Origin of the sequence: Pseudonocardia sp. DR1-2 (genome assembly GCF_023717215.1) — a bacterium.
Classification (GTDB): Bacteria; Actinomycetota; Actinomycetes; order Mycobacteriales; family Pseudonocardiaceae; genus Pseudonocardia; species Pseudonocardia alni.
The window spans coordinates 92,327-118,346 of the sequence record NZ_JAMQOF010000001.1 but is presented as its reverse complement, the minus strand read 5'-3'; the positions used below and the strand labels follow the sequence as shown (position 1 = coordinate 118,346).

Here is a 26,020-nt window from a genome sequence, read left to right as displayed (position 1 = left end):
GCTCAGGACTTGCCGAAGCCCGCCTTGCGCAGCGCCTCGGCCATCGCGTCGTTGGCGGGGCCGCGGTCCTGCCGGCCGCCGCCGGAGCCGCCGCGGCCGCCCTGGCCACCCTGGCCGCCGGAGCCGCCGCGGCCACCGCCCTGACCGCCGCGGCCGCGGTCGCCACGGCCACCGTCGCGACCACCCCGGCCGCGGTCGCCGCCGCCCGGACCGCGCCCGCCGCGCTCGCCGCCGTCGCGGCCCCGGCCGCCCTGGCCTCCGCCCTGGCCCTGGCCGGGCCCGCGGGACCGGCCGCCGCGCTCGCCGGCGCCGGGCTCGTCGTCCAGACGCAGGGTCAGCGAGATCCGCTTGCGGGCCTCGTCGACCTCCAGGACCTTCACCTTGACCACGTCACCGGACTTGGCGACGTCGCGCGGGTCGGACACGAAGTCCTTGCTCATCGCGCTCACGTGCACGAGGCCGTCCTGGTGCACCCCGACGTCGACGAACGCGCCGAAGGCGGCCACGTTGGTGACGACGCCCTCCAGCAGCATCCCCGGCCGCAGGTCGGAGATCTTGTGGACGCCCTCGGCGAAGGTCGCGGTCCGGAACGCCGGCCGCGGGTCCCGGCCGGGCTTCTCCAGCTCGGCCAGGATGTCGGTGACGGTCGGGAGCCCGACGGTGTCGTCGACGTAGTCCTTGGGCTTGATCTGGTGCAGTCGTGCGGCGTTGCCCATCAGGGCGGACACGTCGAGCGTGGTGCGCTCCACCATCCGCCGGACGACCGGATAGGACTCGGGGTGCACGCCGGTGACGTCGAGCGGCTCGTCCCCACCGCGGATGCGCAGGAAGCCCGCGCACTGCTCGAACGCCTTGGGCCCCAGCCGCGCGACGCCGGTCAGCGCGGTGCGGTTCCGGAACGGGCCGTTCTCGTCCCGGTGGGCGACGATCGCGCCGGCGAGGGACTCGGAGATGCCCGAGACCCGGCGCAGCAGCGGCGCGGACGCCGAGTTCACGTCGACACCGACGGCGTTCACACAGTCCTCGACGACCGCGTCGAGCGAGCGCGACAGCGACGACTCGGGCAGGTCGTGCTGGTACTGCCCGACCCCGATCGACTTCGGGTCGATCTTGACCAGCTCGGCGAGCGGGTCCTGCAGGCGCCGCGCGATGGAGACCGCGCCGCGCAGCGAGACGTCCATGTCGGGCAGCTCGGCCGAGGCGTAGGCCGACGCCGAGTACACCGACGCGCCGGCCTCGGACACCATCACCTTGGTCAGCTTCAGGCCCGGGTTCGCCGCGATGAGCTCACCGGCCAGCGCGTCGGTCTCCCGCGAGGCGGTGCCGTTGCCGATCGCGATCAGCTCGACGGAGTGCTTCGTGCACAGCGCCGCCAGGGTCTTCAGCGACCCGGCGCGGTCCTTGCGGGGCTCGTGCGGGTAGATCACCGCGGTGTCGACGACCTTGCCGGTCGCGTCGACGACGGCGACCTTGACCCCGGTGCGCAGGCCCGGGTCGAGGCCCAGGGTGGCGCGGGTGCCCGCGGGGGCGGCGAGCAGCAGGTCGCGCAGGTTCGCCGCGAACACGCCGATGGCGCCCTCCTCGGCGGCGGTGCGCAGCCGGACCCGGATGTCGATGCCGAGCGCGGTGAGCAGGCGGGTCCGCCACGCCCACCGGACGACGCCGAGCAGCCAGGCGTCGCCGGCGCGGCCGCGGTCGGCGACGCCGTACTCGGCGGCGATCAGGGCCTCGTAGGGGTTCGGCTCGTCGTCGGCGACGCCGGCGTCGAGGGTGACGTCGAGCGCCTCCTCGGACTCGCCGCGGAAGACCGCGAGGATCCGGTGCGAGGGCAGTGTCGTGAACTTCTCGGCGAAGTCGAAGTAGTCCGAGAACTTGGCCGCGGCCTGGTCGTTCTCCTTGCCCTCGCGGACCGTGGTGACCAGCCGCCCGTGCGCCCACATGCGCTCGCGCAGGCCGCCGACGAGGTCGGCGTTCTCCCCGATCCGCTCGACCAGGATCGAGCGGGCACCCTCCAGCGCGGCGCCCGCGTCGGCGACCTCGTCGGTCACGTAGGCGGCCGCCGACGAGTGCGGGTCGAGCGTCGGGTCGGCGAGCAGCGCGTCGGCCAGCGGTTCCAGGCCCTGCTCGCGGGCGATCATCGCCTTGGTGCGGCGCTTGGGCTTGTAGGGCAGGTAGATGTCCTCGAGCCGGGCCTTGGACTCGGCGGCGAGGATGGTGGCCTCGAGGGACTCGTCGAGCTTGCCCTGCGACCGGATGGAGTCGAGGACGACGGTGCGCCGCTCCTCCAGCTCCCGCAGGTAGCGCAGCCGCTCCTCCAGGGTGCGGAGCTGGGCGTCGTCGAGGCCGCCGGTCGCCTCCTTGCGGTACCGGGCGACGAAGGGGACCGTCGAGCCCTCGTCCAGCAGGGCCACCGCGGCCCCGACCTGGTCCGGCCGGGCGCCGAGCTCGTCGGCGATGCGCTGGTTGATCGAGCGGTGCTGCTGGATGTCCGGGGGTGCCGTGCCTGTCACCGCCCCATCGTGGCGAACGGTGTCGCGGGCGCCACCGCCGGGTGGGGGGTCGCGTCCGCCGCCGGTCGCGACACGCTCGTGGGACCGGACCGACCGGTAGCCTCCACGGGGCTGTACCCACGCGACCCCGTCGCTACAGTCCGGGCCGTGTCGCCGACACCCCCGCAGATCAACCCGGCAAGTCTTCCCCGGGTGTCGGTCGTCGTGCCGGTGAAGGACACGCCACCGGAACTCTTGCTCGCCGCGGTGCGCAGCGTCGTCGACCAGGACACCGAGGAGCTTCTGGAGATCGTCGTCCACGACGACGGGTCGACCGACCCGTCGACGGTCGCCACCGTGCGCGACCTCCCCGATCTGTCGACGCCGTGCCGCGTAGTGCGGGTAGGCCGATCATCGCGCAATGCGGGGATCTCGGCAGCCCGCAATCTCGCGTGCCGCGCGGCCCGCGGCGAGTGGTTCCTGTGGCTCGACAGCGACGACATGCTCCCATCCGACGCCGTCAGGGTGCTGCGGTCCGCGGCCGGGACTCGGCCGAAGCTCGTGCTCGGCGCCTGCCGGGTGCTACTGCCCGACGGCTCCACCATCGTGCATCGCAGCAAGCCGTTCCTGCAGGACTGGCGGACACTACGCCGCCGGCTTGACGATCCGTTGCTGGGAGCAGTTTTCGCGGTCCACGGAGGGCTGGTGCACCAGTCCCTAGTGGCGGCGGTCGGCGGCTTCGACGAGTCCCTGCGCTACGCCGAGCTCACGGACTTCGTGCTGCGGGTGGTTGGGGGGCTGCGCCCGGACCAGGTGGGGCACGTCGACCGGCCCACCTATGTGTATCGCAGGCGCGCCGGGTCGCACTCAGCCGACAGGGACGCGCTCGAACGGGCCCGCCGGGACGTCCTGCGCCGCTACGGCCTGACCGCAGGCCTTCGGACCCGCGCCGGTTTCCGGGAGCGCTGCACTGCGACCGGCGCCCGGCTCTACGACGTCCGGTTGTCCGACAGCGCCGTCGGCGCACTGCCGGTCGTACCGGCTCAGAGTCCGTGACGGGGCAGCCACCGCACCGTGGATCCGGTCTCGGGCAGGTCGAGGTGGCTGCCGCGGACTAGATCGTCGAACCGGGTGCCCCAGTGCCGCGGTTCGGGCCCGAGATTACGTCGGCGCAGCTCATCGAGCACACGGGCGGTCAGGTACCGGATGTGGTCGACGGCGAGGTCGCGCACCAGCGGCTCTTCGTGATGGGCACCGGCGGGGCCGAGCAGGTCATCGTCGTGGATCGTCACCTCGACGACGTCGGTGTGTTCCCGCAGCCGCCGGGCCAGGGACTCCAGTACCGTGACCGCCTTGCCGATGTCGGAGTCCCACGGGGCGGCTAGCGCCGTGGCCGCGAAGGTCGTCATCCGTGGTCCGTAGGTCACCACCACGACCGGCGCGGCCCCGTCGGCGACCGAGTCGAGCACATCGGCGCGCAGACGCTCCATGACGTCGTAACGCTGGGCTACCGCCCAGACAACCCGGTCAGACCGTTCACGCAGACGCTGCCGGGCGAACGCCTCCTTGGCCTCGGTCGCCCCGGCCTCGGGTAGGCCGATGTAGCGCAGGTCCCAGCTGGCGAAGCGCAGGGCGTCGGCGAGTAGGGCGGCCATGAGCTCGGCGTGTGACCAGGGGGCGCCGAGGACGAGCAGGCGCGGCACGCGGGTGCCTGGTGACGGAGCGGGTGTCCGGACCCCGTCGACCGACCCCGCCCCGGACGACCCCGCCTCTCGGTCATCGTCGATGGTGCGACCACGTTCCTCCACGGGCACCTCGATGAACAACGGCCGGTCGCCCAGGTGTGAGAACTCCGCCGGTAGGCGGTTGCGCCACTTGAGCCCCAGCCGTCGCCACAGCCCCTCCGTGACGACCTCCTCCCGCAGGTAGCGTCGCCGGTCCCCGGGATCGGCGCGCTCCAGAACGCTGGTGGTGAGCCGCCGGGTGCTGTCGATACGTTCAATGGGTTCCAGCACGATCCAGGAATGCAGGTGGATCGGGACGGTCGTTCCGCGCACCACCGGCCACACCGTCATCCGGTAGTCGAGCTGGCGGTGCAGGATCCGGTCGACCACCAGCGCCTCACCTGCGGTGGACAGTCCGTTCTCCGACAACACCTTGCGCATTCGCCGGTAAGCGAGGCGGATGTCGCGGGCGACGGCGCCGAGCGTGGGGGCCAACTGATCATCAGCCGCCAGGACGCCGGCCGCAGCCCACAACGTCCGTTCCTCCACTGCAAGGACCTTCGCGAACGCGGGAATGTACTCCAGCATGGACTGCTTCGGCATTTCCTGGTGGTTGAACCAGGTGTAGAAGGTCGCCCTGCCGACCACCGGATCGATGCCCATAGCGCATGCGGCGACCCGTCGGTATAGATCGTTAACCGAGAACCGGTCGGCCAGTGGATGCCCCTCCGACGTGGCGATCCGCAGTATATGGTCCCGAAGTCGCACCACGTCGGCCATCATCAGACATTAGCATGATCATTCTTTCTGCGGATGTCCGAATTCCTGCAGAGACGTCCGCAGAATCGGACCACAACATGGCGGCGTCCGCCCTGCGGGCGATTGCGTCCGACCCCGCATGCAGATCGGCTCGGCGTCCGGAAATCCGCACACACCGTGCAGCCTCACGGTATGGGCTCCGTCCACGCCACCGGTCATCGTGGACCCACTGAGGAGAGGGGGTCGGTCATGTCGATCGTCCGGGAGGTCGCGGGATTCCTGTTCACACTGGCGCTGATCGCGTTCCTGTGCGGCGTGGTCCTGGGGTTCTATCTCGGGATCAGAGCGGGCATCGGGGCCGGCGAGGCGACCGCCACTGGGTCGGACCTGCTGTGGTCGGTCGCCCTGGTCCACACCTGAGCAGACCGGGGCGCAGCTGGACACCCCGGTTGAGCTCTCCGACATCCGATGGAGAACCCGGTGGGTGAGCGCCCGCTCACCCGTGCCAGACTGCCGTCCGTGGCTCGCTGTGGATCATGGCCCGCCGGGCGGCCCGCCGTCCGCGGCCAGCGCGGCGAGCCCGGTCGCGAGCGCGTGCACCATGCGGCTGTACAGGTCGGGCGGCGCCTCGCCGGGCACACCGAGGCGGTACTCCCGGACGAGGCCGTGGAACAGCGCGATCATCGCGGTCGCCAGCTCGTCGTCCGGTACGCCGAGGTCCACCCCGCCGGCCGCGCGGCCGCGCGCCACCATGGCCGCGGCCTCGTCGCGGACCCTGCGGTGGTGGTCGGCCACGGCCGCGCGCATCGCCGGGGTGCGCATCGCCACCGCCCAGCTCTCGGCGTCGAGCAGGGTCGCCGGGCGCGAGCGGGCGGTCTCCAGCAGCACCGCCTCCAGCTCGGCCAGCCCCTGCTCGGGGCCCGCATCCATACCGGACCGCACCCGGTGCAGGTCGCCCTCCAGGTGGCCGGTCATCAGCGCCCGGAACAGGTCCTGCTTGCTGCCGAAGCGGCTGTAGATCGACCCCACCGACACCCCGGCGGCGCGGGCGATCTCGTCCACCGAGGCGCCGTCGTAGCCCCGCTCGGCGAACACGTCGGCCGCCGCGGCCAGCAGGGCCGCCCGCGTGCGCGCCACGCCGTCGTCCCGTGTCCCCCGGCGCCTGCCCCCGGGCGTCGCTCCCGTCACGTCGTCCCCCCGTCCGCTCCCCCAGGTCCCGGAGGTTCCCATGCGGTCGCGCAGTCTGCTGCTGTCCGTGCTCGTCGGCGTGATCGTCGCCGGAGCGGGGGCGGGTGTCGCGTCCGCCTCCACCTGTGACGACGCCTGCCGGGTCGACGGTGCCCGCGCCTACGTCGCCGCGCTCGCCGACCACGACCCGTCGACCGTGCCGTTCCACCCGGACGCGACCCGGGTCGAGGCGGGGCTGCCGACCGGGTTCTCCGGCGACCAGCTGCGCGCCGACCTGCGGTTCGGCCCGCAGTACCGGATCATCCGCGCCGTCTCCGACGAGACCTACCGCGTGCGCGGGGACGGCGTCGTCGACGCGGAGTTCACCCTGTCCGTCGGGGCGGGTCCGGTGGGCCTCACGACCGCGCGGGTGCACGAGACCTTCCGCTACGACGACGGCCTGATCCGCGAGATCGTCGCCGACATCCGGATCGGGGGCTGAGCCGGATGCGGGTGACCAGCCGCCGGGGGTTCCTGACCGGGGCCGCGCTCGGTGCCGCCGCGCTGGGTGCCGCCGGGACCGCGACCGCCGCGCCGGCCCTGCTGCGCCGCGAGGTCACCGCGATGTCCGCGCCGGCCGTCGTCGTCGGGAGCGGGCTCGGCGGGTCGATCGCCGCGGCCCGGCTCGCCGAGGCGGGCGTGCGCACCCTGGTCCTCGAACGCGGCCGCCGCTGGACCACCCCGGCCGCCGACACGTTCCCGCCGTTCCTGCGCCCGGACCGCCGCTCGTCGTGGCTGACGCCCGCGCCGGTGTTCCCCGGCCAGCCGCCGACCCTCTACCGGCCCTACACCGGCCTGTTCGAGAAGGTGTCCGGGCGCGGGATGAGCGTGCTCTGCGGGGCGGGCGTCGGCGGGTCGACGCTGGTCTACGCCGGGGTGTGGATCCGGCCGGACGCGGCGGTGTTCTCCGCGGCGGTCCCCGGCATCGACCACGACGAGCTCGCCGCCGTCCACTACCCGCGCGCCGCCGCCCGGGTCGGGGTCTCGCCGATCCCCGACGACGTCCTGGCCCACCCCGCGCACGTCGGCACCCGGCTGTTCCTGGAGCAGGCCCGCCGCGCCGGGCTGACCGCGCAGCTGCTGCCCAACGCGACCGACTGGGACGTCGTGCGCGCCGAGTTCGCCGGGCGGGCGACGCCGTCGATGTCGGTCGGCGAGTACTTCACCGGCGTCAACTCCGGGGCGCGGCTGTCGGCGGACAAGAACTACCTGCGCGACGCCGAGGCCTCCGGACTGGTCACCGTCGCCCCGCTGCACCGCGTGGCCGACCTGCACGCGGTCGGCGGCGGCCGCTACCGGCTCGACGTCGAGCGGATCGACACCGACGGCGTCGTGCGGGAACGGATCGCGCTCACCACCGGCGCGCTGTTCCTCGCCGCCGGGTCGACCGGCACCTCCCGGCTGCTCGTGCGGGCCCGCGAGACCGGGACGCTGCCCGACCTCACCGCCGACGCCGGCCGGTTCTGGGGCAACAACGGCGACCGCATCCAGCTGCGCGTCGGCGTCCCCGACCCGGCGGGCGGGCCGCAGGCCGGACCGATGGCGGCCGGCATCCGCCCGCCCACCGACGACCGTGCGGAGGCGGTCACGCTCACCTTCGGCCCCGCGCCGCTGCCGTTCGACGTCCGCGCGATGTCGCTGCCCGGGTTCGGGGCCTGCGACCCGGTGGGCGAGTTCCGCTTCGACGGCACCACCGGCGAGCCCGTGCTGCACTGGCCGGCCGACGGCGACGCCGACGCCCAGCGCACCGTCCGCGACCTCACTCAGCGGTTGATCGCCCCGGATGCCCCGGTCGGCGCCGGCCTCGGACGGGTCGTCTCCGACGTCGCCTCCCGGCTGCCCGCAGGGCTCTCCGGCCTGGTCGCGCGTGCCGCGGACGCACCCTCCGGGGTCCTCGACCTGGGGGCGGCGGACCCGGTCACCTGGCACCCGCTGGGCGGCGCGGTGCTGGGCCGGGTCACCGACGACCGGGGACGCGTGGCCGGGCACCCGGGACTGCACGTCGTCGACGGGGCACTGGTGCCGGGGACGACGGGGAGCACGAACCCGTCGTGGACGATCGCGGCGATCGTGGAGCGGGCGATGGACGGGATCCTGGCCGACGGGCTGTGAGCCCGTCGGACGCGCAGTCCGGCGACCGGCGCCCACCCGCAGGCGTACCCGATTCTGATGATCCACCCCGGGCAGGACGTAACGGACCATCAGGATCGTCCCGACAGACCGACAGTCGGTTCGGTGCAGGGAGGCACAGGGGAATGGGCGGAACGGATCAGCCGGGCGGAGTCGACGAGCGGTGGGCCGCGCTACGCGCCGACGCCCGCTCCGCCATGCCCGCCGCGGCGACGGCAGCCCCGACCCGGGCCGGTGGCGGAGAGAGCCGAGGGCGATGGCAGCGGACGCGGCGCTGGGTCCGGGGCGGGGTCGCGGTGACCGTCGTCGCCGCCGGGGCCTTCGCCGCGGGGTGGGTCACCGGCATCGGCGGCCTCGACGTGCTGTCGTCCTCGATCTCGGCCCAGCGCCCCTCGCCTGCTCCGGCCGCGGCACCGGTGGCGGCCGACGAGCCCGCTGACGCCGAGCCTGCCGCGTCGGAACGGAGCGCCCGCCCGTCGTCGTACACCTACGAGATCACCGGCAACTACCCCGTGAGCATCTCCTATCTGGACGGTCGCGGTGAGGACGTGCACCTCTCACGGACCGATGCACCCTGGACGCTCGAGGTGCCGACGGCCGACTGGGGCGAGGACGCGAAACCCCGCCTCCTGGTCAGGAGCGTGTCCGACCGGGGCGACGCCCGGGTGTCCTGCCGCGTGATCGATTCCTCCAACCAGGTCATCGCCTCCGACGACACGGCCGAGGCGAACGCGGCGGCGTTCTGCTGGATCTTCTGACCGGAGGCGACGCGGCGCCTTCCGACGGTCCGCGGCACCCCGTGCGCGGGTCGCCGCGCGAGGTCACGGGGTGCCGCGGCACCGGCTCACCAGGTGACCGGCAGCGCCCGCACTCCCCCGGTGACCTGCTCGGCCCGCACGTCCAGGTCCTCCGGGGCGACGGCGAGCCGCAGCCCGGGCAGCCGCCGGAACAGCCGCGCGAACACCGTCGCGAGCTCGGTGCGGGCCAGGCTCGCACCGATGCAGAAGTGGCCGCCGTAGCCGAAGGACACGTGCGGGTTGGGCCGGCGGGTCGGGTCGAAGGCGTCGGCGTCGTCGAACACCTCGGTGTCCCGGTTCGCCGACGCCGTCGAGATCATCACCGCGTCACCGCGGCGGATCGTGACGTCCCCGGCCTCGATGTCGGCGTGCGCGTAGCGCAGCAGCCCGAGCCCGCCGGGGGCCGACATGCGCAGGACCTCCTCGACGGTGCCGTGCAACCGGCCGTCGACGTCGGCGACGAAGGCGTCCCGGCGGGCGGTGTCGGTGAGCAGCAGGAGCACACCGAGGTCGATGCGCCCGACGGTGGTCTCGTGCCCGGCGAACAGCAGCCCGGCGGCGAGCCGGGTCAGCTCGGCCTCCCCGAAGCCGGGGTCCTCGGCCTGGGCCCGCACGAGGTCGGTGACGACGTCCTCCCCCGGGGTCTCCCGCTTCGCCGCCGCGAGCCGTCCCATGTAGCCGCGGAACTCGGTCATCGCGGTCTCGGCGTCGCCGCCGGAGCGGATGGTCGCGACCCGCTCGGACAGCCCGCTGAAGTAGCCGCGGTCGGCGAAGGGCACGCCGAGCAGCTCGCAGATGACCAGCACCGGGAGCGGGAACGCGAGGTGGCCGTGCAGGTCCGCGACGCCGTCGGGGGACGTCTCCCTCGCGGCGACGAGGTCGTCGAGGCAGTCGTCGACCAGCTCGCCGACGTGGTCGCCGAGACGCCGCATCCGCTTGGCCGAGAACGCGGGCACCAGCAGCCTGCGCATCCGGTCGTGCTCGGCCTTCTCGGTCTCCACGGTGCCGGTGGGGCCGGCCAGGACCGCCGCCTCGGACACCCGGGCCGCCTGCTCGGGTGCGGGGTGCGAGCGGCCGAGCCGCGGGTCGGCGAACAGGGAGCGCGCCTCGGCGTGCCGGGTGACCAGCCACGCCGGGTCACCGACCGGGGTGCGCACGGGCACGATCGGCCCCTCGCGACGGAGCACCGCGTACAGCGGCGCGACGTCGATGACGTTCGGACGGTCGAAGGGCAGCTGCGGGGCCTCGGTCGTCGTCACGGCGGAACTCCCTCGTCGTCATGATCGGGACAACGGAACGGTAGCCATCTATCGTTTCGCAGCGCAACCGGCAGGCGCACTCCTCGGCCGACGCGCGGGCATCCGACGGGGGCGCGATGCTGGACCCCATGGCGACAGGGAAACGCATGCAGCGGGCGGCCGTCCTGGCCCTGGCCCTGTTCGCGGTGGGCTGCGCCGCACCGCCCGACGGCCCGGCCGCCCCCGGGCGGGCGGGCACCCCCGCCCGGTTCGCCGAGCCGCTGCCGCCACCGGCCGAGCCGGGCGTCGCCCCGGCGGTGACGGCCGCCCCACCCGGCCGGATCGTGCCCGTCGGCGCCGTCCCGGAGGGCATCGTCGCCGACGGGCCGACGCGCCGCGTCGCGGTCGGGGTGCGGCAGCCCGACCGGCTCGTGCTGCTCGACGCCGACTCCGCCGCCGTCGTCGGGCGGGTGCCGCTGCCGGGCGTGCTGCGCCACCTGCAGCTCGCCGGGCCGGGCGGGCCGGTCCTGGTCCCGAGCGAGAGCGCGAACGGCCTGCTGCGCGTCTCGCTGCCCGGTGGCCGGGTGTCGCCGGAGGTGATGACCGGCCCGATGGCGCACGACGCGACCGGGACGGCGGCCGGGACCGTGTTCGTCGCCAACGAGGCGGGTGGCAGCGTGTCCGTGGTCCGCGGGGACCGGGTGGTGCGCCAGCTGACCGACGTCACCCAGCCCGCCGGGCTCGCCCCCGTCGGCGACCGGGTCGGGCTGATCGACGTCCGCGAGAACACCCTCACCGTCTACGACGCCGCCACCGGCGACGGCATCCGCGAGCTCCCGGCCGGCGACGGCCCGACCCACCTGGTCGCCGACCGGCACGGCCGCATGATCGCGACCGACACCCGGGGCGGGCACCTGATCGTCTTCGACCCGGCGGGCACCCCGGCCGAGGTCGGACGGGTGGACCTGCCCGGCGAGCCCTACGGGATCGCCTACGACCCGGTCCGGGACCGCGTGTGGGTCACCGCGACCGGGGCGAACCTGCTCGTCGGCTACGACATGACCGACCCGACGCCGCGGGAGGTCGCCCGGATCCCCACCGTGCGCCAGCCGAACACGGTCGCGGTCGACCCGGACACCGGACGCCTGTTCGTCACCGGCACCGCCGACGGTGTCGTGCAGGTCGTCGACGGGCCCGCCTAGGAGCGCCCGGAGCTCACGCGCGGGCCCCGAGGGCCGGCAGCAGCACGTCGTCGCAGACCGACCGCAGGTACCCGGCGTCGGCGACGGCGGCCGGCCCGTCGAGCAGCGTCGGCGCCACCACCGCGCCCGCCAGCAGGTAGGGCAGGTGCCGGGCGGCGGGCGGGTCGGCCGGCAGCTCCCCGCGGGCGACGGCCCGCGCCACCACCGCGCGCAGCGCCTCGACCTGCGGCAGCAGGCGTGAGGACAACGCGGCCGGCAGGGCGGGGTCGCACTGCCCGGCCCCGGCCAGCCCCAGCACGATCGGCACGTCGACCGCGGCCCGCGCGGCCAGCTGGTCGACGACCGCGGCGAGGTCCCCGGCCAGCGACCCGGTGTCGATCCGGTCGATCGCGAGCGGGCTACCCGCCGAGACGGCCTCCACGACGAGTGCGGCCTTGTCGCCCCACTGCCGGTAGAGCGTGGCCTTGCTGGTGCGGGTCGCCGCGGCGACGGCCTCGACCGTGGTCGAGGAGTAGCCGCGTTCCGCGACGAGGTCACGGGTCGCGGCGAGCACCTCCCGGCGGCGCTCGTCCGGGAAGCGGCTGGTCACTCGCGACGCAGGAAGAACAGGAACGGGTGGGTGAGGCCGCGCATGTCCATGGCACCGAGGACGGTGGCGTCGTCGACGCGCCGGAAGACGTCGTGGATCGGCAGGTCGTCGTAGCACATGGTGGCGCTGGCGACCCCGCGGTACTCGGTGGTGCGCAGCCGCGCCTTCGGGGCCCGGGTGGCGAGCGCGGGCCCCGCGGTGCGGGCGATCCGCGCCAGGGTCGCGTTGCGCAGCGCGGCCGGGTGGCGCAGCAGTGCGGGCAGCGGGACCAGGGCGGGGTTGAGCGAGAACCGGCCGCCGCGGGGGTGGTCCATGACGAGCGGGTGGACGTCGTCGACGCCGTCGAACCGCTTGCCGTGCCAGCCGAAGCGCCCCAGCAGCCCGTCCATCGGGTTGCCGGTGGGGATCTCGCCACCGGACCAGTCGCCCAGCATCTCCTCGACCCCGACGGCGGGCAGCGCGTCGAAGAACCCGAGGCCCTCCTCGAGCGTGGCGCCGTGCGCGAGGTGGCGCAGCGTGTCGGCCGGTGCGGTGCTGGTCATCGCGAGCTCCATCGAAACGGCATCGTTTCGATGGAGCCTACCCGGTCAGCGCAGGGCGGAGCCCTTCGTCTCCGGCAGGGTCAGCACCGCGACGAAGGAGATCACCGCCCCGACGGCGACGTAGACGAAGAACAGGATCGCCAGGTCCGCCTCCTGCAGCGAGGCGATGACCAGCGGCGCGGTCCCGCCGAACACGGCGACGGTCAGGTTGTACCAGGCGCCGATGCCCAGGGCGCGGACCTTGGTCGGGAACAGCTCACTCATGATCGCCGGCGCGACCGAGGTCATCGCCGTGTAGAGCCCCAGCCCGACGACGAACACGACGAACATGTTCCAGAAACCGGGCCCGATCAGGAACGACAGCGGTACGACGAGCACCGCGGTGGCCGCGGACCAGACCAGCATCTGCGGCTTGCGGCCGTACCGGTCGGCGGCGGCCCCCATCGGGTACTGCAGGAGCACGAAGATCGCCGTGGCGATCGACAGCGCGAGGAACACCTCCGTCGCGTCGGCGCCGCGGGAGCGGGTCGCGAACGGGGTCAGCGCGGAGAAGAACGTGTAGTAGCAGAGCGTGTGCAGGATCGTGAAGCCGACGAGCTGCGCGACCGCCTTCGGGTGCTCACGCAGGGTCAGCATCAGCGGGTTGCGGATCCGGGCCGCGGACTCCTTGTTGTCCTCGAACTGCTCGGTCTCGCTCATCTGGCGCCGCATCCAGAGCCCGATGATCCCGAGCACCCCGCCGAGCAGGAACGGGATCCGCCAGCCCCAGGAGGCCAGCTGGTCCTCGGTCAGCGTCGCGGCCAGCACGAAGCCGGTGAGGGAGGCGAACAGCACCGCGGTGCCGGTGGAGATGTAGAAGAACGACGAGTAGCGCCCGCGCCGCTCGCGCGGGGCGATCTCGGCGAGGTAGGCCGAGGCGTTGGAGACCTCGCCGCCCAGCGACATGCCCTGCGCGATGCGCGCGAGCAGGAGCAGTACCGGCGCGAACCAGCCGATCATCGCGAACGTCGGCAGCAGGCCGATGACGAACGACCCGCCCGCCATCAGCAGGATGGTCACCAGCATCGCGGTGCGGCGGCCCCTGAGGTCGGCGAACCGGCCCAGCAGCAGACCGCCCAGCGGCCGGAAGAAGAAGGCGAGCGCGTAGGTCGCGAGCGTCGAGATGAGGGCCAGCGCCGCGTTCTCGGGCGGGAAGATCTGCGTCGCGAAGTAGATCGAGAACGTCGCGTAGATCGTCCAGTCGTACCACTCGACCGCGTTGCCGATGGACGCCGCGACGAGCGTCCGGACCGGGAGACGGTGACGTTCCGTCGTTCCGGTGGTGGGTGCCTGGGACACGGTTCCCCCTGACGTGTCGGCCGAACGGTCGGCGAACGGTAACCGTTACAGCCCGACAAATCGACCGGACTGGTCAGGAGAGGACCAGGCCGACGATCGTCGCGGTCCCGAAGACGAGCGTCACCACGTGCCCGAGCACGGCGAGCCCGCGGCGGCCGCGGCGGGTGCCGAGCACCACCGCCGTCGTCCAGGGCAGGTAGCCGAGCAGGGCGACGCCGAGGAACGGCAGGGTCAGTGCGGCGAGCACCCCGGTCGTCCCGGTGGGCACCGCACGGTCACCGGCAGGGGTCAGCTGCGCCGCGACGACCTCCCCGGCCGACGAGTCCGGCGAGGCGTCGACGGCGATCGGGTCACCGCCGGCGTCGGGGAGGAACAGGCCGTTGCAGTCGTAGCGGCCCTCCCCCAGGTCGGTGCAGTCGGTGACCTCCAGGACCCCGGGCGCGCCGACCGAGCCGGTGGCCAGGCGCAGGTCGTCGACGGCGAACCAGCCGCACGCGAGCGCGAGCAGCAGCCACAGCGCCAGCAGGAACCCCATCCAGCCCGGGGTGGGGGTCTCCGGGTCGTCCCAGTCGACCTCGACGTCGGGGTTCCGGCGCTCACTCACACGCGCGAGTATCGCCGTCGCGCCCCGGGCACCCCATCATCATTTCTCGGTACACCGAGCCGCCCGTCCCACGATCCCGGAGGGTCCCCGCGATGCCCCTGTCCGCCGCCACCGACGGCTTCCGACTGGCCTACGACCGTCACGGCGAGCCCGGCGCGCCGCCGGTCCTGCTGCTGCACGGCTGGCCGGGCGACCGGACGGACATGACCGCCGTCGCCGAGCGGCTGACCCCCGCGCACGACGTCGTCGTCCCGGACCTGCGCGGGTTCGGCGGGTCCGACTCCCACGACCGCGACCCGGCCGAGCAGTACTCGGCGGCCGCGCAGGCGCGCTCGCTGACGGCGCTGCTGGGCGAGCTGGACCTGTCCGAGGTGGTCGTCGCCGGCTACGACGTCGGCAGCCGCGTCGGCCAGCAGGTCGCGAAGGACCGGCCCGACCTGCTGCGCGCGCTCGTGGTCACCCCGCCCGCGCCGGGGGTCGGGCGGCGGATCCTCGCGGAGCGGCCCGTGCGCGAGTTCTGGTACCAGTCCTTCCACCAGCTCGACCTGGCCCGCGAGCTCGTCGACGGCGACGCCCGTGCCGCCCGCGCGTACCTGCGCCACTTCTGGTCGCACTGGTCCGGCCCGGAGTTCACCCCCGACGACGAGCGCCTCGACCACCTCGCCGTCGCGTACGGGGCGCCGGGCGCGTTCGTCGCGTCGATCAACTGGTACCGCTCCGGCGGCGGCGCGGTGGCCCGCTCACTCGCCGAGACCACACCCGACCCGGCCGACCGCGTCACCGTCCCGACGACGTTCCTGTGGCCCGAGCACGACCCGCTGTTCCCGCGCGACTGGTCCGACCGGGTCGGGGAGTTCTTCGCCGACGTGACCGTCACCCCCGTCGACGGCGTCGGGCACTTCGTCCCGGTCGAGGCGCCGCAGGTGTTCGCCGACGCGGTGGCCGCGGCGGCCGCCCGGTAGGACCTGTCGTCGCGGCCGCCGCTGTGGTCCGATGATCGTCGTGGTCCGGGGATGGCGGTGGATCGGCGGAGCGGCGGTCGCGGTGCTGGCGCTCCTGGCGCTGCTGTCCTGGGTGCGCTGGGCCGGGCTGCCCGCGGACGTCGCCGTCCCCGCGACCACCGGCGGTCCCGTCGCGGTCACCGGGCCCGGGACCCGCTGGGTGTACCTGGAGACCCGCAGCGGCTACGGCTCCGCCGACGCGCTCCCGACGGTGACCGGCCCGTCCGGCCCGGTGCCGCTGGTCCCGGCGACGATGGACGAGACCTACTCCGTCGGTGCCCGCTCCGGCTTCCTGATCGGGTCCTTCGAGGTCGACGAGCCGGGCGTCTTCACGCTGTCCGCCGCGCCCGGGGCACGCGGGATCGGGGTCGCGCTGGTCGTCGCCGCGGCCGGGATCGCCCCGCTGATCCTGGCGATCCTGACGACGGTCGCGGCCGGCGTCGGCGCGATCGTGCTGCTGGTGCTGGTCCTGGTGCTGCGGCGACGCCCCCCACGCACCGCCCCGCCGCCGTGGACGGTGCACTGATGGGGACTCCGCGGGTGCACGACGACGGCGCGGTCCGGACGGTCACCCTGGACCGTCCCGAGGCCGCCAACGCACTGCACCTCGACGACGTCGACGCGATCACCGGGGCCGTCACCGACCTCCCGGACCGGGTGCGGGTCGTGGTGGTCACCGGGGCCGGGGACCGCGCGTTCGGCGCCGGGATGCACCTCGACGTGTTCCGCGACGCCGCCCCCGGCGACGGTCGCGCGATCATCACCCGGCTCGCGACCTGCCTGCGTGCGGTGCGCACCGCACCGGTGCCGACGATCGCCCGGCTGAACGGCGCCTGCCTCGGTGCGGCGTTCGAGCTGGCGCTGGCCTGCGACCTGCGCGTCGCCCACGCCGGGGTGCGGGTGGGGCTGCCCGAGGTGCGCCTCGGGATCCCGTCGGTGGTCGACGCGGCGCTGCTGCCCCGCTACGTCGGTGCCGCACTCGCCCAGGAGATGGTCCTGACCGGCAGCGTGCACCGGGTCGACGAGCCCGGGACGGCGCCGCTGGTGAACCGGCTCGTCGACTCCCCCGCCGGGCTCGACGCCGCCGTCGACGACCTCGTCGCGACGCTGCTCGCCCCGACCCGCGAGGTCCTGTCGGCGCAGAAGGAGCTGCTCGAGACCTGGCGCGAGCAGGGCATCACCGGCTCGGTGGAGGCGAGCGTCGACACCTTCGCGGAGGTGTTCGCGCTGCCCGCGACCCGCGACGCGATCGCGCGGTACCGCCCGTAGGGTCGCGCCATGGCCGTCACGACCAAGATCGCCGACCTGACCGGGCCCGGGTACACCGACCGGTTCGGGATCGGCGGCACCGACCTCGGCATCCTCGCCACCGCCCCGGACGGGCGCCTGGTCGCCGTCTTCGGCGACACGTTCGACCGGGCCGGTGTCGGCGGGCCCGGCTGGCGCTCCCCGGTCGTGCTGTTCGCCGACCCCGACGACGTCCGCGGCGGCCTGCGCTGGACCGGCTCCGGCGGCGACACGGCCGACTACGCCTGCCGCCTGGTCAGCAAGCCGGCGACGAACTGGTTCCGGCTGCACCGGCGCGTCACCACGATCCTGCCGGCCGACGTCATCACCGTCGGCGACACGATGTACCTGCACGTCATGGCCAACAAGGGCCTCGGCAACGTGCTGTGGAGCGAGATCGTCGCCTCCCGCGACAACGGCGTCACCTGGCAGCGGACCGGCTGCGACTGGCCCGGCGACCACCACGACGGCCTGTTCCAGCAGCTGACCTGGTGCGACGGCGGCGACGGCTACGTCTACGCCTACACCACCGGCTTCCAGCGCCGCGACGGCCTGCTGCTGCACCGGGTGCCCGCCGACCGGATCAGCGACCGCGACGCGTGGGAGCCGTGGGGCTTCGCCGGGGAGCGCTGGGACTGGGGCAACCCGCCGACGCTGACCCTCCCCGGCGCGTTCGGCGAGCTCAACCTGCGCCGGGTGCCCGGCCCGGACGGTCGCGAGCACCTGCTGCTCACCGTCTTCGACGCCGGGAACTACCGGATCGACACACTGCTGCTCGACCGCCCGAACGCCGACCTGCACCGCGCCCCGCGGACCACGGTGCTCACCGGCTGCGGCTGGGACGACGAGGACCACGCCACCGGCCGCGTCGCACAGCTCTACGGCGGCTACGTCGTCCCCGGCTCGACGCTCGACGACCTGCACCTGGTCGTCAGCCAGTGGAACACCACGACCAACTGGCCCTACCGGGCGATGCAGTTCCGGACGGACGTCACGGAGCTGCTGCGTACGGAGTAACCCCAGGCCCGGCGTCATGAGAAGTGGGTATCTCCCGGCCGTGACCGCATCCGGACGGGGGCTCCGCTCGTAGGGGACTCCATGAGCTCGGAGCACGACGGGACGCGCCCCTTCACCGCGACGGTCGTCGTCGGTGGCTGTCCCCTCACCGCCGAGGAGCTGCGCGTGCTGGCGCGGACGCTGCCCGAGCTGTCCCGGGTGCGGACCGGGCGCCACGAGGGCGGGCTGTTCCTGCAGGCGCGCCTCGACGACGTCGACGGCGCCGCCGCCGTGCGACGGCTGCGCCGCGCGGTGCCGCGGTTGCTGACCGGGTTCCCCGGTGTCGTCGTCGCGGCCGGCCCCGGGCCGGCGCCCCGGTCGCGGACGCCGTGGTGGCGCCCGGTGGTCAGCCCGGTTCCCGCTCCCCGGGCGGCAGGAGGCTGAAGTACCAGCGGCCCGCCTCCTCGGTGACCGACAGCGTCACCAGCACCGGTCCCGAGCGCACCTCGACCCGGTCCGGCCCGGTGGGCAGCACGGCGGGCGCCCCGGCCGCCTGGAGGCGTTCGACGTAGTCGTCGACGAAACCGCGGTCCGGGGCGTCGAGCAGCAGCTCGTGCAGCCGGGCGCCGCCACCGTCGGGGCTCCGCAGCGCGGCCTCGCCCCGCTCGTAGAGCGCGGCCCGGTCGTCGGCACCGCGCTCCCCCGCCGCCGCGATCAGCGTGACGGTCCCGACGATCCAGGCCCCGACGAACGCGACGGCGATCCACCCCAGCAGGGTGCGGGTGCGCGCCGGACGTCTCATCAGGCCGAGACTGTGTCACACCGGACACCGTCGTCCGCCGCGCACCGGTCGCCGTTCACCGGTCCGTGCCGGTGCTCACCCGAACCCCGCGGGTACCCGTACTCGTAGACCCGGGTGGAGGTGGTCGACGGTGGCCCGATGGTGGCGGCCCGTGCTGCTGGTGACGCTGGTGGCCGCGGGCTCCGCGGTACTGCTGGTCACCGGCTGGCCGACGGTCGAGGGCGTCCGTGCGACGACGGCGTCCGCGGGCTGGGCGGCACCGGTCCTGTTCACCCTGCTGTTCGTCGGGTTCACCCTGGTCCCCGCGCCCGCGACCGTGATGGGCATCGCCGCCGGGGTCCTGTTCGGCCTGCCCGTCGGCCTGGCGACGACGATGACCGCCGTCGCCGTGGGCTCGCTGATCGGCTTCGTGCTGTCGCGGACGCTGGGCCGCGAGGTCGTCGCCGGGATCGGCAGCGCCCGCATCCGCCGTCTCGACGCGCGGCTGCGCCGGGGCGGCCTGTGGGCCGTCGCCGGGGGCAGGCTGCTGCCGGTGATCCCGTTCCCGGTGCTGAGCTACGCCTGCGGGCTGACCGCGATCCGGCTGCGTGACTACCTGGCCGGGTCGGTGCTCGGGGTGGCGCCCTCGGCGGTGGCGTTCGTGACGATCGGCGCCTACGGCGGGGACCCGGCCTCGGTGCCGTTCGTGGCGGCCGTCGCCGGGCTGGTGCTCCTGACGGCCGCCGCACTCGTCGCGGGTCGGCGCCGACGCCGCGCCGCGCCCCCTCCGGTTCCGCCGGTCCCGGTGGGCTGAGCGGACGCCCCCTCGTCGATCGGTACCTCGGCGCTGCCCGATCCTGCTCCGACCGCGCCGAGGTACCCGAACGGTCCCCGGGTCAGGCCGAGACGACGGTCCCCACGTGCTCCCCGGCGAGAGCCTTCGTCAGGTTCCCGGCGACGGTCCCGTCGATGATCTGCACCGACCGGACGTGCCGGGCGCGCTGCAGCGTGCGCAGCGCCTCGCGGTCGATCGGCAGGGTCCGGGCGGCGTCGGCGAGCAGGTCGGCCGCGGACGCCTCGCGGACCACGGTGTCCCCGTCGAGTACGCCGCCGACGTCGCGGACGTAGGTCAGCGAGGCAGCGCCCCACGCGTCGGCCAGCAGCAGCGCGCCGGTGTCGGTGCGGTGGGCCGGGATCTTCCCGGCCGCCGTCGGCAGCTCGTGCACGCCGTAGGGCGGGTAGCCGTTGGTGACGGCGGCGTTCGACGCGGCCAGGTGCACCGGCAGCTGGTGGGCGACGGTGTCGTGCCCGAGGTAGGCGACGCCCTGCTCGGCGAGCAGCGCGGCGACCAGGTGCCCGTTCTGCTCGGCCTCACGGCCGGCGATCTCGGCGAGCGCGCCGGTCGGCAGGCCCAGGTCGAGGCCGACGCCGAGCGCGTGCCGGGCACGGATCCCGGCACCGGTGGCGATCAGCAGCGGGTCCCCGGAGATCGCGGCGCGCAGCTCCTCGACGAGCGGCAGCAGCACGTCGCGGCCGCGGTCGACGATGGAGCGGCCGCCGAGCACGACCACGCGCAGGCGGGGCAGCATCCGGATGACCGGCTGCTGCTGGTCGACGGGGCGGACCTGCTCGCGGTCGAGCAGGGTCTGGCGGGCCAGCGGGGACTCGACGTCCTTGGGGTGGGTGGTGCTCATCGGGCGTCTCCCGCGGTGATGATCGTGCCCACGTGCTCGCCGGCGAGCGCGCGGGTGAGGTTGCCGGGCTTGAGACCGTTGACGATCTGGATCGAGCGGACGTGCGTCGCGTGCCGCATGAGCTCCAGCACCGGGCGCTCGACGATCAGGTCGGGCAGGTCCCGCTCGACGAGCTCGTCGACGGTGATCTCGGGGATCAGGGTCGCCGACGGGTCGTTCTTCGGGTTCGCGGTGTAGAGACCGTCCTCGTCCTTGACGAAGATCATGTTCTTGCAGCCGTAGGTCTCGGCGACCAGGTAGCAGCCGGCGTCGGTGCGGTAGGGCGGGATGACGCCCTCGTCGGGCAGCGGCTGCCACATCGCGTACGGCGGCATGCCGGCGAAGATCGCCGCGCGGACCTCGGACAGCGACAGCGGCAGCGCGTCGAACCCGCCCCCGGCGACGACCGGCACCCCGTGCCGGGCCATCAGGTAGCCGAGCATGGTGGCGTTCTGCCCGGCGACGGCGCTGCCGACCGAGCTGAGCACACCGGTGGGCAGGCCGAGCCCCGCGGCCAGGGAGTACGCGTGCCGGGCCCGGGTGCCGCCGCCGGTGCCGATCAGCAACCGGTGTGCGGACCGGGCCTCCAGCAGCTCCTCGACCAGCGGGAACACGGCCTCGCGGCCGCGGTCCATGAAGCTCTGGCCGCCGACCTTGACCACGGACACGTCGGGCAGGACCCGGGTGTCGGGGGTCCGCTCGGTGGCCGCGGCGAGCTCCGGGTCGTCGAGCGACCGGGTCAGCAGCAGCGACTCGAGCTCGGCCGCGCTCGCGGCGTGCGTCATCGCATCTCCTCGTGTTCCGATGCGCGCACCCGGGCGGGCGGCGCGGTCCAGCGCGAACCTAGCGACTCCGGGTCGCGTCGTGCCCGACGACGCCACGGACACCCCGACCGGGCTGCGGCACCGGGCCCGGGCGCCGCGCCGTCGGCGCGGCCGGTCGTGCACGACCGGCCCGCATCCGCTGATCGCGACGCCGCCCGGGTGATCCATGCCACTGTCCGGCGCCCGTTCCGCAGCTCCGTCCCCTCCCGCACTCAGCCCCCGCACCCGCGGTGCATCCCCACCACGTGCAGCGCCGCACAGGTTCCGGTCCCGCCGCACGGGTCCGGGCGTGTGCGGCGGGCCCGGAACCTGTGCGGCGCGGGTCCTGTGCGGGGGTCTCAGGCGCGGAGGCGGAAGGTGCCGGTGGGCGCGTCGAAGGCCAGCTCGTCGGTGTCGAACGCCGCCCCCACCGCCCCGGAGGCCGCCAGCTCACCGGGCGTCCCGGTGTGCAGCGCGCCCGCGCCGTCGAGCAGCCAGGCCCGGTCCGCCAGACGCAGTGCCGGCTCCAGGTCGTGGGTGGACAACAGCACCGCGAGGTCCTGCTCCCCCGCCAGCCGGCGCAGCGTCCCGAGCAGCGCGACCCGGGAGGAGACGTCGAGGAACGCGCTCGGCTCGTCGAGCAGCAGCAGCGAGGGCTGCTGGGCCAGTGCGCGGGCGACCATCATCCGCTGCCGCTCGCCGTCGGACATCCGGGCCAGCGGGCGTCCGGCCAGCGGGCCGGCGCGGACCGCGTCGATCGCGGCGTCGACGGCGGCCTCGTCGTCGGCGGTGAGCACGCCGGTGGCGCCGGTGTGCGGCAGCCGCCCCAGCTCGACGACGTCGCGGCCGGTCAGCTGCCCCGGGTCCGGCCGGTCGGTCAGCACCACCCCGACCCGGCGGGCCCGCTCCGGTGCGCGCAGCCCGAGCAGGTCGGTGCCGTCGAGGGCGACCGTGCCGCCCAGCGCGGGCAGCAGCCCGGCGAGGGTCCGCAGCAGGGTGGACTTGCCCGCGCCGTTCGCCCCGAGCAGCACGGTCAGCTCGCCCCGTGCGGCGACGGCGTCCACCCCGGACAGCACCGGGCGCACCCGGCCGCGGCGCAGCGCCCCGCCCTCGGCGTACCCGACGTCGAGCCCGGACAGCACCAGCCCGGCGCTCACCAGGCCGCGCCCAGGCGTCGGGAGCGCAGGAGCACCGCGATCACGACCGGTGCCCCGACCAGCGAGGTCACCACGTTCAGCGGGATCACCGTGCCCAGCCCCGGCGGGTTCGCGACGACCGCGCAGGCCAGCCCGACCAGCGCACCGGTGAGGGCGGTGGCCGGGACGAGCACCCGGTGCCGCGAGGTGCCGACCGCCATCCGGGCCAGGTGCGGCACGGCGATGCCGAGGAACCCGATCGGCCCGCAGAACGCGGTGACCGTCCCGGCCAGTACGGCGGCGACGAGCAGCACGACCAGCCGCACCCGGGCGACGTCGACACCGGCGGTGCGGGCGTAGTCGTCGCCGAGCAACAGCCCGTCGAGCGGCTTGGCCAGCACGATCACCGCCAGCAGCCCGGCCGCGACGATCCCGCCGAGGACCGGCAGCTCGCCGCGGCCGACGCCGGACACCGAGCCGAGGCCCCACATCAGGTACTGCTGCGCGGTGCGCGGGTCGGTCCAGACCAGCAGCAGGCTGACCACCGAGGTGACCGCCGACCCCAGCATCACGCCGATCACGAGCAGCGCGGTGACCGACCGGGCGAACCGCGACAGTGCCAGCACCAGCGCGAGCACGGCGGCGGCACCGACCGCCGCGGCCGCGACGGTCGTGAGCCGCCCCCCGACGACCGGTGCGGCGCCGAGCCCGCCGGTGGCGAACGCGGCGGTCCCCGCGGCCGCACCGAGCGTGGTCACCAGCGCGACGCCCAGCCCGGCCCCGGCGCTGACCCCGAGCACGTAGGGCTCGGCCAGCGGGTTGCGGAACAGGGTCTGGGTGAGCAGCCCCGCGGTACCCAGCCCGACGCCGACGGCCGCCGCGGTCACCGCCCGCGGGACCCGCAGGTCGGTGACGAGCAGGTCGAGCCGGGCGTCGGGGGTGCCGATGCCGAGCAGCGCCGACAGCGTCCGGTCGAGCCCGATCACCACCGACCCGGTCGAGACGGCCAGGGCGAACAGCACGACGACACCGGTGGCGAGCACCGCCAGGACCAGCGGCGCCCGGCGTCCCGAGCGTTGCCCGGCCCGGTCCGGGACCCGGGTCGCCGGAGCGGGCGACGCCGGCGCGGCCGGCCTCATCCGGCGGGCACCTGCCGGTAGTAGGTGAACGCGTGCCCGGGCAGGGCCTGTGGGTGCAGGATCGCGACGAGGTCGGCGAGGATCTCGTCCTGGTGGAGCGCGCCGCGCTCGTAGAGGGCGTTGCCGCCGTCGGCGGTGGTGGCCCTGTCGCGGGTCCACAGCTGCCCGCCGGGGCGGGCCGCGGCGAGCGAGGACAGCCGCGGGTCGAGTGTCGCGACGTCGGCGGTCGTGGCGAACGGGCCGTCGGCGAGCCAGATGCGGGCGTCGCCGTCGTCGGCCAGCACCCGCTCCAGCGACTGCGCCTGGGTGCCGGTGCCGGGCATCCCGGCGCCCAGCCAGGTGGCGCCGGCGTCGCGGAACAGGATGCCCGCGGTCGACTCGGCGGCCGGGACGTTCCAGGTGCCCTGGTAGGGCTGCCCGGCGACGATCGGGGTCGGCGGCAGGCCGCGCACGCGACCGGCGAGGTCGGTGTAGCGGCCCGCGATGCCGTCGAAGACCTCTGCGGCGCGGGCGTCCTGCCCGGTCAGCGCACCGACGACCTTGATCCACTCGGCCTGGCCGAGCGGGCCGGTCTCCAGGTAGTCCGCCCAGCCGACCACCGGGATCCCGGCGGCGGCCAGCGCCGGGAAGGCCGGGTCGTCGGTCCCCGCCGACAGCACGACCGGCGGCGCGGCGGCGACGACGGCCTCGGCGTCGATCGTGGAGTTCGGCGCGAAGTCGACGGCGGCACCGGACTCGACGCGACCGCGCACGGCCGGGTCGGTGACCAGCGCGGCCCCGCCGACGCCGGTGATCCGGTCGAGCCCACCCAGTTCGGTGATCATCGGTAGCTGGGTGGTCGAGCCGGCGAAGATCCCGCTCACCGGGGTGTGCACCACCGGGGCCCCGGCGAGCGCCGCGGGCAGCGCCGGGTCGCCCTGTCCGCAGCCGACGAGCACGACCGACTGCGGCTGCCCACCCGGGAAGGGCGTGCGGACGGTCAGGACCCGGTAGCCGTCGCCGCCGGTGATCGTGACGTTGGTGGCGTGACTGAAGGCGACCGTGTCGTCCGGGGCGGATGCGGCGCCGGGCACGCAGTCCTGTGCCGCCGCTCCGGTCCCACCGGGGGCCTGCGGTGCCGCGGCGGGTGCCGAGCACCCGGCGACGAGGGACAGTGCGAGCAGGGCCGCGAGGACCCACCGAGGACGCGTCACCTGAACAGTCTCACATATGTGGATCAGGCCCCGACGAAGTCGGAGAGCCCGTCCAGGAGCCGGTCGACGTCGGCGTCGTCGGTGTAGCAGGCGAGCCCGATCCGCAGGGATCCGGTGTCCCCCAGGCCGAGCCGCCGCGAGCACTCGAGCGCGTAGAACGACGAGGCGGGCGCCGCGATCCGTCGCTGCGCCAGGTGCCGGTAGGCGTCGGCGGCGTCGCGGTCGTCGAAGGTCACCAGCAGGGTCGGGGTCCGCCGGGCCGCCCGGGAGCGCACGGTGACCCCGGGCAGGGCGGCGAGGTGGGTCTCGATGCGCTCGCGCAGCGGCCGCTCGTGCTCCTCCACCGCGGCCATCGACGCCTGCAGCCGCGCCCGGCGGTCCCCGGTCGCCGACGGGTCCAGGGCGGCGAGGAACTCGACGGCGGCGGTGGTCCCGGCGAGCAGCTCGTAGGGCAGGGTGCCGAGCTCGAAGCGCTCGGGCACCGCGTCGCTCGACGGTGCCAGCTTCGCCGGGTGCAGGGTCTCCAGCAGCGCCGGGTCGGCGGCGAGCACCCCGCAGTGCGGGCCGAGGAACTTGTAGGGCGAGCAGGCGTAGAAGTCGGCGCCGACCGCGGCGACGTCGATCGGGGCGTGGGCGGTCAGGTGCACGCCGTCGACCATGAACAGCGCCCCGGCGGCATGCACGGCTGCCGCGATCGCGGGCAGGTCGGGGCGGGTCCCGACCAGGTTCGACGCCCCGGTCACCGCGACGAGCCGGGTGCGGTCGGACAGCAGCGGCGTCACGTCGTCGAGCTCGGTGGTGGCGGGGTCGAAGTCGAGCCACCGGACCGTCACCCCGGCCGCCTGCGCGGCGGTCACCCAGGGGCGGATGTTCGCGTCGTGGTCGAGGCGGGTCACGACGATCTCGTCGCCCGGCGACCAGGTCGCGGCCAGCGTGCGGGCGAGGTCGAAGGTCAGCGCGGTCATGCTGCGCCCGAACACGATCCCGCGCGGGTCCGCGCCGAGCAGGTCGGCGGTCGCGGCGCGGGCGCCGAGCACGATCGCGTCGGCGGCGCGCTCACCGCTGGTGACCGTCCCGCGGTTGGCCAGCGGGGAGGTCATGGCGGCGGCCACCGCCCCGGCGACGGAGTCGGGGACCTGGGAGCCGCCGGGCCCGTCGAAGTGGGCGATCCCGGCGCGCAGGGCGGGGAAACGGCTGCGGACGGCGGCGACGTCGTAGCTCATGGCCGGAACCCTGTCACGTCGGCGCACCGGACGCGCCCGGGCAACGATCACATGTCGTCGGGGTGTCGTACCGCCCGTGTGGGTGACAC

The 26,020-nt window shown here is 74.8% G+C and carries 27 protein-coding genes; 12 read left to right on the top strand and 15 right to left on the bottom strand.

Going from position 1 to position 26,020, the window contains the following annotated elements; translation table 11 throughout:
* Positions 1-2: 2 nt before the first annotated feature.
* The gene (locus tag ND486_RS00510) at positions 3-2,510 is read right to left on the bottom strand and encodes a Tex family protein (protein WP_251782285.1); all 2,508 of its coding nucleotides are present in this window, start codon (positions 2,508-2,510) and stop codon (positions 3-5) included.
* Positions 2,511-2,657: 147 nt separating this feature from the next.
* Here ND486_RS00510 and ND486_RS00505 point away from each other — a divergent pair, with 147 nt between their 5' ends.
* Positions 2,658-3,545, top strand: a complete 888-nt coding sequence (locus tag ND486_RS00505; RefSeq protein WP_251782284.1) for a glycosyltransferase — start codon at positions 2,658-2,660, stop codon at positions 3,543-3,545.
* Here the strand turns inward: ND486_RS00505 and ND486_RS00500 are convergent.
* Positions 3,533-4,993: a hypothetical protein gene (locus tag ND486_RS00500; protein ID WP_251782283.1), complete on the bottom strand. Its 1,461-nt coding sequence runs from the start codon at positions 4,991-4,993 to the stop codon at positions 3,533-3,535. The two genes, ND486_RS00505 and ND486_RS00500, sit on opposite strands and share 13 nt — an antisense overlap.
* 228 nt (positions 4,994-5,221) lie before the next feature.
* Between ND486_RS00500 and ND486_RS00495 the strand changes: the two genes are divergently transcribed.
* Positions 5,222-5,392: a hypothetical protein gene (locus ND486_RS00495; RefSeq protein WP_251782282.1), complete on the top strand. Its 171-nt coding sequence runs from the start codon at positions 5,222-5,224 to the stop codon at positions 5,390-5,392.
* 114 nt (positions 5,393-5,506) lie between these two features.
* On the opposite strand, the gene ND486_RS00490 is transcribed toward ND486_RS00495, so the two are convergent.
* Positions 5,507-6,109: a TetR/AcrR family transcriptional regulator gene (locus ND486_RS00490; protein WP_251782281.1), complete on the bottom strand. Its 603-nt coding sequence runs from the start codon at positions 6,107-6,109 to the stop codon at positions 5,507-5,509.
* 91 nt (positions 6,110-6,200) lie between these two features.
* Here ND486_RS00490 and ND486_RS00485 point away from each other — a divergent pair, with 91 nt between their 5' ends.
* The 3 genes from ND486_RS00485 (at position 6,201) to ND486_RS00475 (ending at position 9,087) form a co-directional block, all read left to right on the top strand.
* On the top strand, positions 6,201-6,641 hold the full coding sequence (locus ND486_RS00485; RefSeq protein ID WP_251782280.1) for a hypothetical protein: 441 nt from the start codon (positions 6,201-6,203) through the stop codon (positions 6,639-6,641).
* A gap of 11 nt (positions 6,642-6,652) precedes the next feature.
* On the top strand, positions 6,653-8,311 hold the full coding sequence (locus tag ND486_RS00480) for a GMC oxidoreductase (RefSeq protein WP_251782279.1): 1,659 nt from the start codon (positions 6,653-6,655) through the stop codon (positions 8,309-8,311).
* A gap of 143 nt (positions 8,312-8,454) precedes the next feature.
* The gene (locus ND486_RS00475) at positions 8,455-9,087 is read left to right on the top strand and encodes an MmpS family transport accessory protein (RefSeq protein WP_251782278.1); all 633 of its coding nucleotides are present in this window, start codon (positions 8,455-8,457) and stop codon (positions 9,085-9,087) included.
* An 86-nt stretch (positions 9,088-9,173) separates the two neighbouring features.
* Here ND486_RS00475 and ND486_RS00470 read toward each other — a convergent pair whose 3' ends face one another.
* Complete coding sequence (locus ND486_RS00470) at positions 9,174-10,385, bottom strand: cytochrome P450 (protein WP_251782277.1); 1,212 nt, start codon at positions 10,383-10,385, stop codon at positions 9,174-9,176.
* Positions 10,386-10,513: 128 nt separating this feature from the next.
* On the opposite strand from ND486_RS00470, the gene ND486_RS00465 reads away from it, so the two are divergent.
* Positions 10,514-11,566, top strand: a complete 1,053-nt coding sequence (locus ND486_RS00465) for a YncE family protein (protein ID WP_251782276.1) — start codon at positions 10,514-10,516, stop codon at positions 11,564-11,566.
* 13 nt (positions 11,567-11,579) lie between these two features.
* Here the strand turns inward: ND486_RS00465 and ND486_RS00460 are convergent, their stop codons facing one another.
* The 4 genes from ND486_RS00460 to ND486_RS00445 all read right to left on the bottom strand — a co-directional run bounded on the left by ND486_RS00460 (position 11,580) and on the right by ND486_RS00445 (position 14,639).
* Entirely contained in the window at positions 11,580-12,155 is a 576-nt protein-coding gene (locus tag ND486_RS00460) for a TetR/AcrR family transcriptional regulator (protein WP_251782275.1), read from the bottom strand.
* Positions 12,152-12,697 (bottom strand): DUF4334 domain-containing protein, encoded by a 546-nt coding sequence (locus tag ND486_RS00455; protein WP_178373588.1) that lies wholly within the window; start codon positions 12,695-12,697, stop codon positions 12,152-12,154. The genes ND486_RS00460 and ND486_RS00455 overlap by 4 nt, the downstream gene beginning before the upstream one ends.
* Positions 12,698-12,742: 45 nt before the next feature.
* Entirely contained in the window at positions 12,743-14,035 is a 1,293-nt protein-coding gene (locus ND486_RS00450) for an MFS transporter (RefSeq protein ID WP_251782274.1), read from the bottom strand.
* A gap of 73 nt (positions 14,036-14,108) precedes the next feature.
* The gene (locus ND486_RS00445; RefSeq protein WP_251782273.1) at positions 14,109-14,639 is read right to left on the bottom strand and encodes a hypothetical protein; all 531 of its coding nucleotides are present in this window, start codon (positions 14,637-14,639) and stop codon (positions 14,109-14,111) included.
* Between the two features lie 92 nt (positions 14,640-14,731).
* Between ND486_RS00445 and ND486_RS00440 the strand changes: the two genes are divergently transcribed.
* The 5 genes from ND486_RS00440 to ND486_RS00420 all read left to right on the top strand — a co-directional run bounded on the left by ND486_RS00440 (position 14,732) and on the right by ND486_RS00420 (position 18,367).
* Positions 14,732-15,601 (top strand): alpha/beta fold hydrolase, encoded by an 870-nt coding sequence (locus ND486_RS00440; RefSeq protein ID WP_251782272.1) that lies wholly within the window; start codon positions 14,732-14,734, stop codon positions 15,599-15,601.
* 31 nt (positions 15,602-15,632) lie between these two features.
* Positions 15,633-16,166 carry a hypothetical protein gene (locus ND486_RS00435; RefSeq protein ID WP_251782271.1) on the top strand — a complete coding sequence of 178 codons (534 nt, stop codon included), beginning with the start codon at positions 15,633-15,635 and terminating at the stop codon, positions 16,164-16,166.
* A complete protein-coding gene (locus tag ND486_RS00430) occupies positions 16,166-16,909 on the top strand; it encodes an enoyl-CoA hydratase/isomerase family protein (protein ID WP_208819147.1) in 744 nt (247 codons plus the stop codon). The genes ND486_RS00435 and ND486_RS00430 overlap by 1 nt, the downstream gene beginning before the upstream one ends.
* Before the next feature lie 9 nt (positions 16,910-16,918).
* Positions 16,919-17,944 (top strand): DUF4185 domain-containing protein, encoded by a 1,026-nt coding sequence (locus ND486_RS00425; RefSeq protein WP_251782270.1) that lies wholly within the window; start codon positions 16,919-16,921, stop codon positions 17,942-17,944.
* Positions 17,945-18,025: 81 nt separating this feature from the next.
* Positions 18,026-18,367 (top strand): hypothetical protein, encoded by a 342-nt coding sequence (locus ND486_RS00420; protein WP_251782269.1) that lies wholly within the window; start codon positions 18,026-18,028, stop codon positions 18,365-18,367.
* Here the strand turns inward: ND486_RS00420 and ND486_RS00415 are convergent.
* Positions 18,330-18,725 (bottom strand): hypothetical protein, encoded by a 396-nt coding sequence (locus ND486_RS00415; protein ID WP_251782268.1) that lies wholly within the window; start codon positions 18,723-18,725, stop codon positions 18,330-18,332. The two genes, ND486_RS00420 and ND486_RS00415, sit on opposite strands and share 38 nt — an antisense overlap.
* Positions 18,726-18,855: 130 nt before the next feature.
* On the opposite strand from ND486_RS00415, the gene ND486_RS00410 reads away from it, so the two are divergent.
* Entirely contained in the window at positions 18,856-19,518 is a 663-nt protein-coding gene (locus ND486_RS00410) for a VTT domain-containing protein (RefSeq protein ID WP_251782267.1), read from the top strand.
* Between the two features lie 82 nt (positions 19,519-19,600).
* Here ND486_RS00410 and ND486_RS00405 read toward each other — a convergent pair whose 3' ends face one another.
* The 6 genes from ND486_RS00405 to ND486_RS00380 form a co-directional block, all read right to left on the bottom strand.
* Positions 19,601-20,398 carry a molybdenum storage protein subunit alpha gene (locus tag ND486_RS00405; RefSeq protein ID WP_251782266.1) on the bottom strand — a complete coding sequence of 266 codons (798 nt, stop codon included), beginning with the start codon at positions 20,396-20,398 and terminating at the stop codon, positions 19,601-19,603.
* The gene (locus ND486_RS00400; protein ID WP_251782265.1) at positions 20,395-21,222 is read right to left on the bottom strand and encodes a uridine kinase; all 828 of its coding nucleotides are present in this window, start codon (positions 21,220-21,222) and stop codon (positions 20,395-20,397) included. Before ND486_RS00400 ends, ND486_RS00405 begins: the two co-directional genes overlap by 4 nt.
* 377 nt (positions 21,223-21,599) lie before the next feature.
* Entirely contained in the window at positions 21,600-22,397 is a 798-nt protein-coding gene (locus tag ND486_RS00395) for an ABC transporter ATP-binding protein (RefSeq protein WP_251782264.1), read from the bottom strand.
* Positions 22,394-23,515, bottom strand: a complete 1,122-nt coding sequence (locus ND486_RS00390; protein WP_251782263.1) for an iron ABC transporter permease — start codon at positions 23,513-23,515, stop codon at positions 22,394-22,396. The genes ND486_RS00395 and ND486_RS00390 overlap by 4 nt, the downstream gene beginning before the upstream one ends.
* Positions 23,512-24,708, bottom strand: coding sequence for an ABC transporter substrate-binding protein (locus ND486_RS00385; protein ID WP_251782262.1), 1,197 nt, complete (start codon positions 24,706-24,708; stop codon positions 23,512-23,514). Before ND486_RS00385 ends, ND486_RS00390 begins: the two co-directional genes overlap by 4 nt.
* A 23-nt stretch (positions 24,709-24,731) precedes the next feature.
* Positions 24,732-25,931: a cysteine desulfurase-like protein gene (locus ND486_RS00380; protein WP_062395801.1), complete on the bottom strand. Its 1,200-nt coding sequence runs from the start codon at positions 25,929-25,931 to the stop codon at positions 24,732-24,734.
* Positions 25,932-26,020 lie beyond the last annotated feature (89 nt).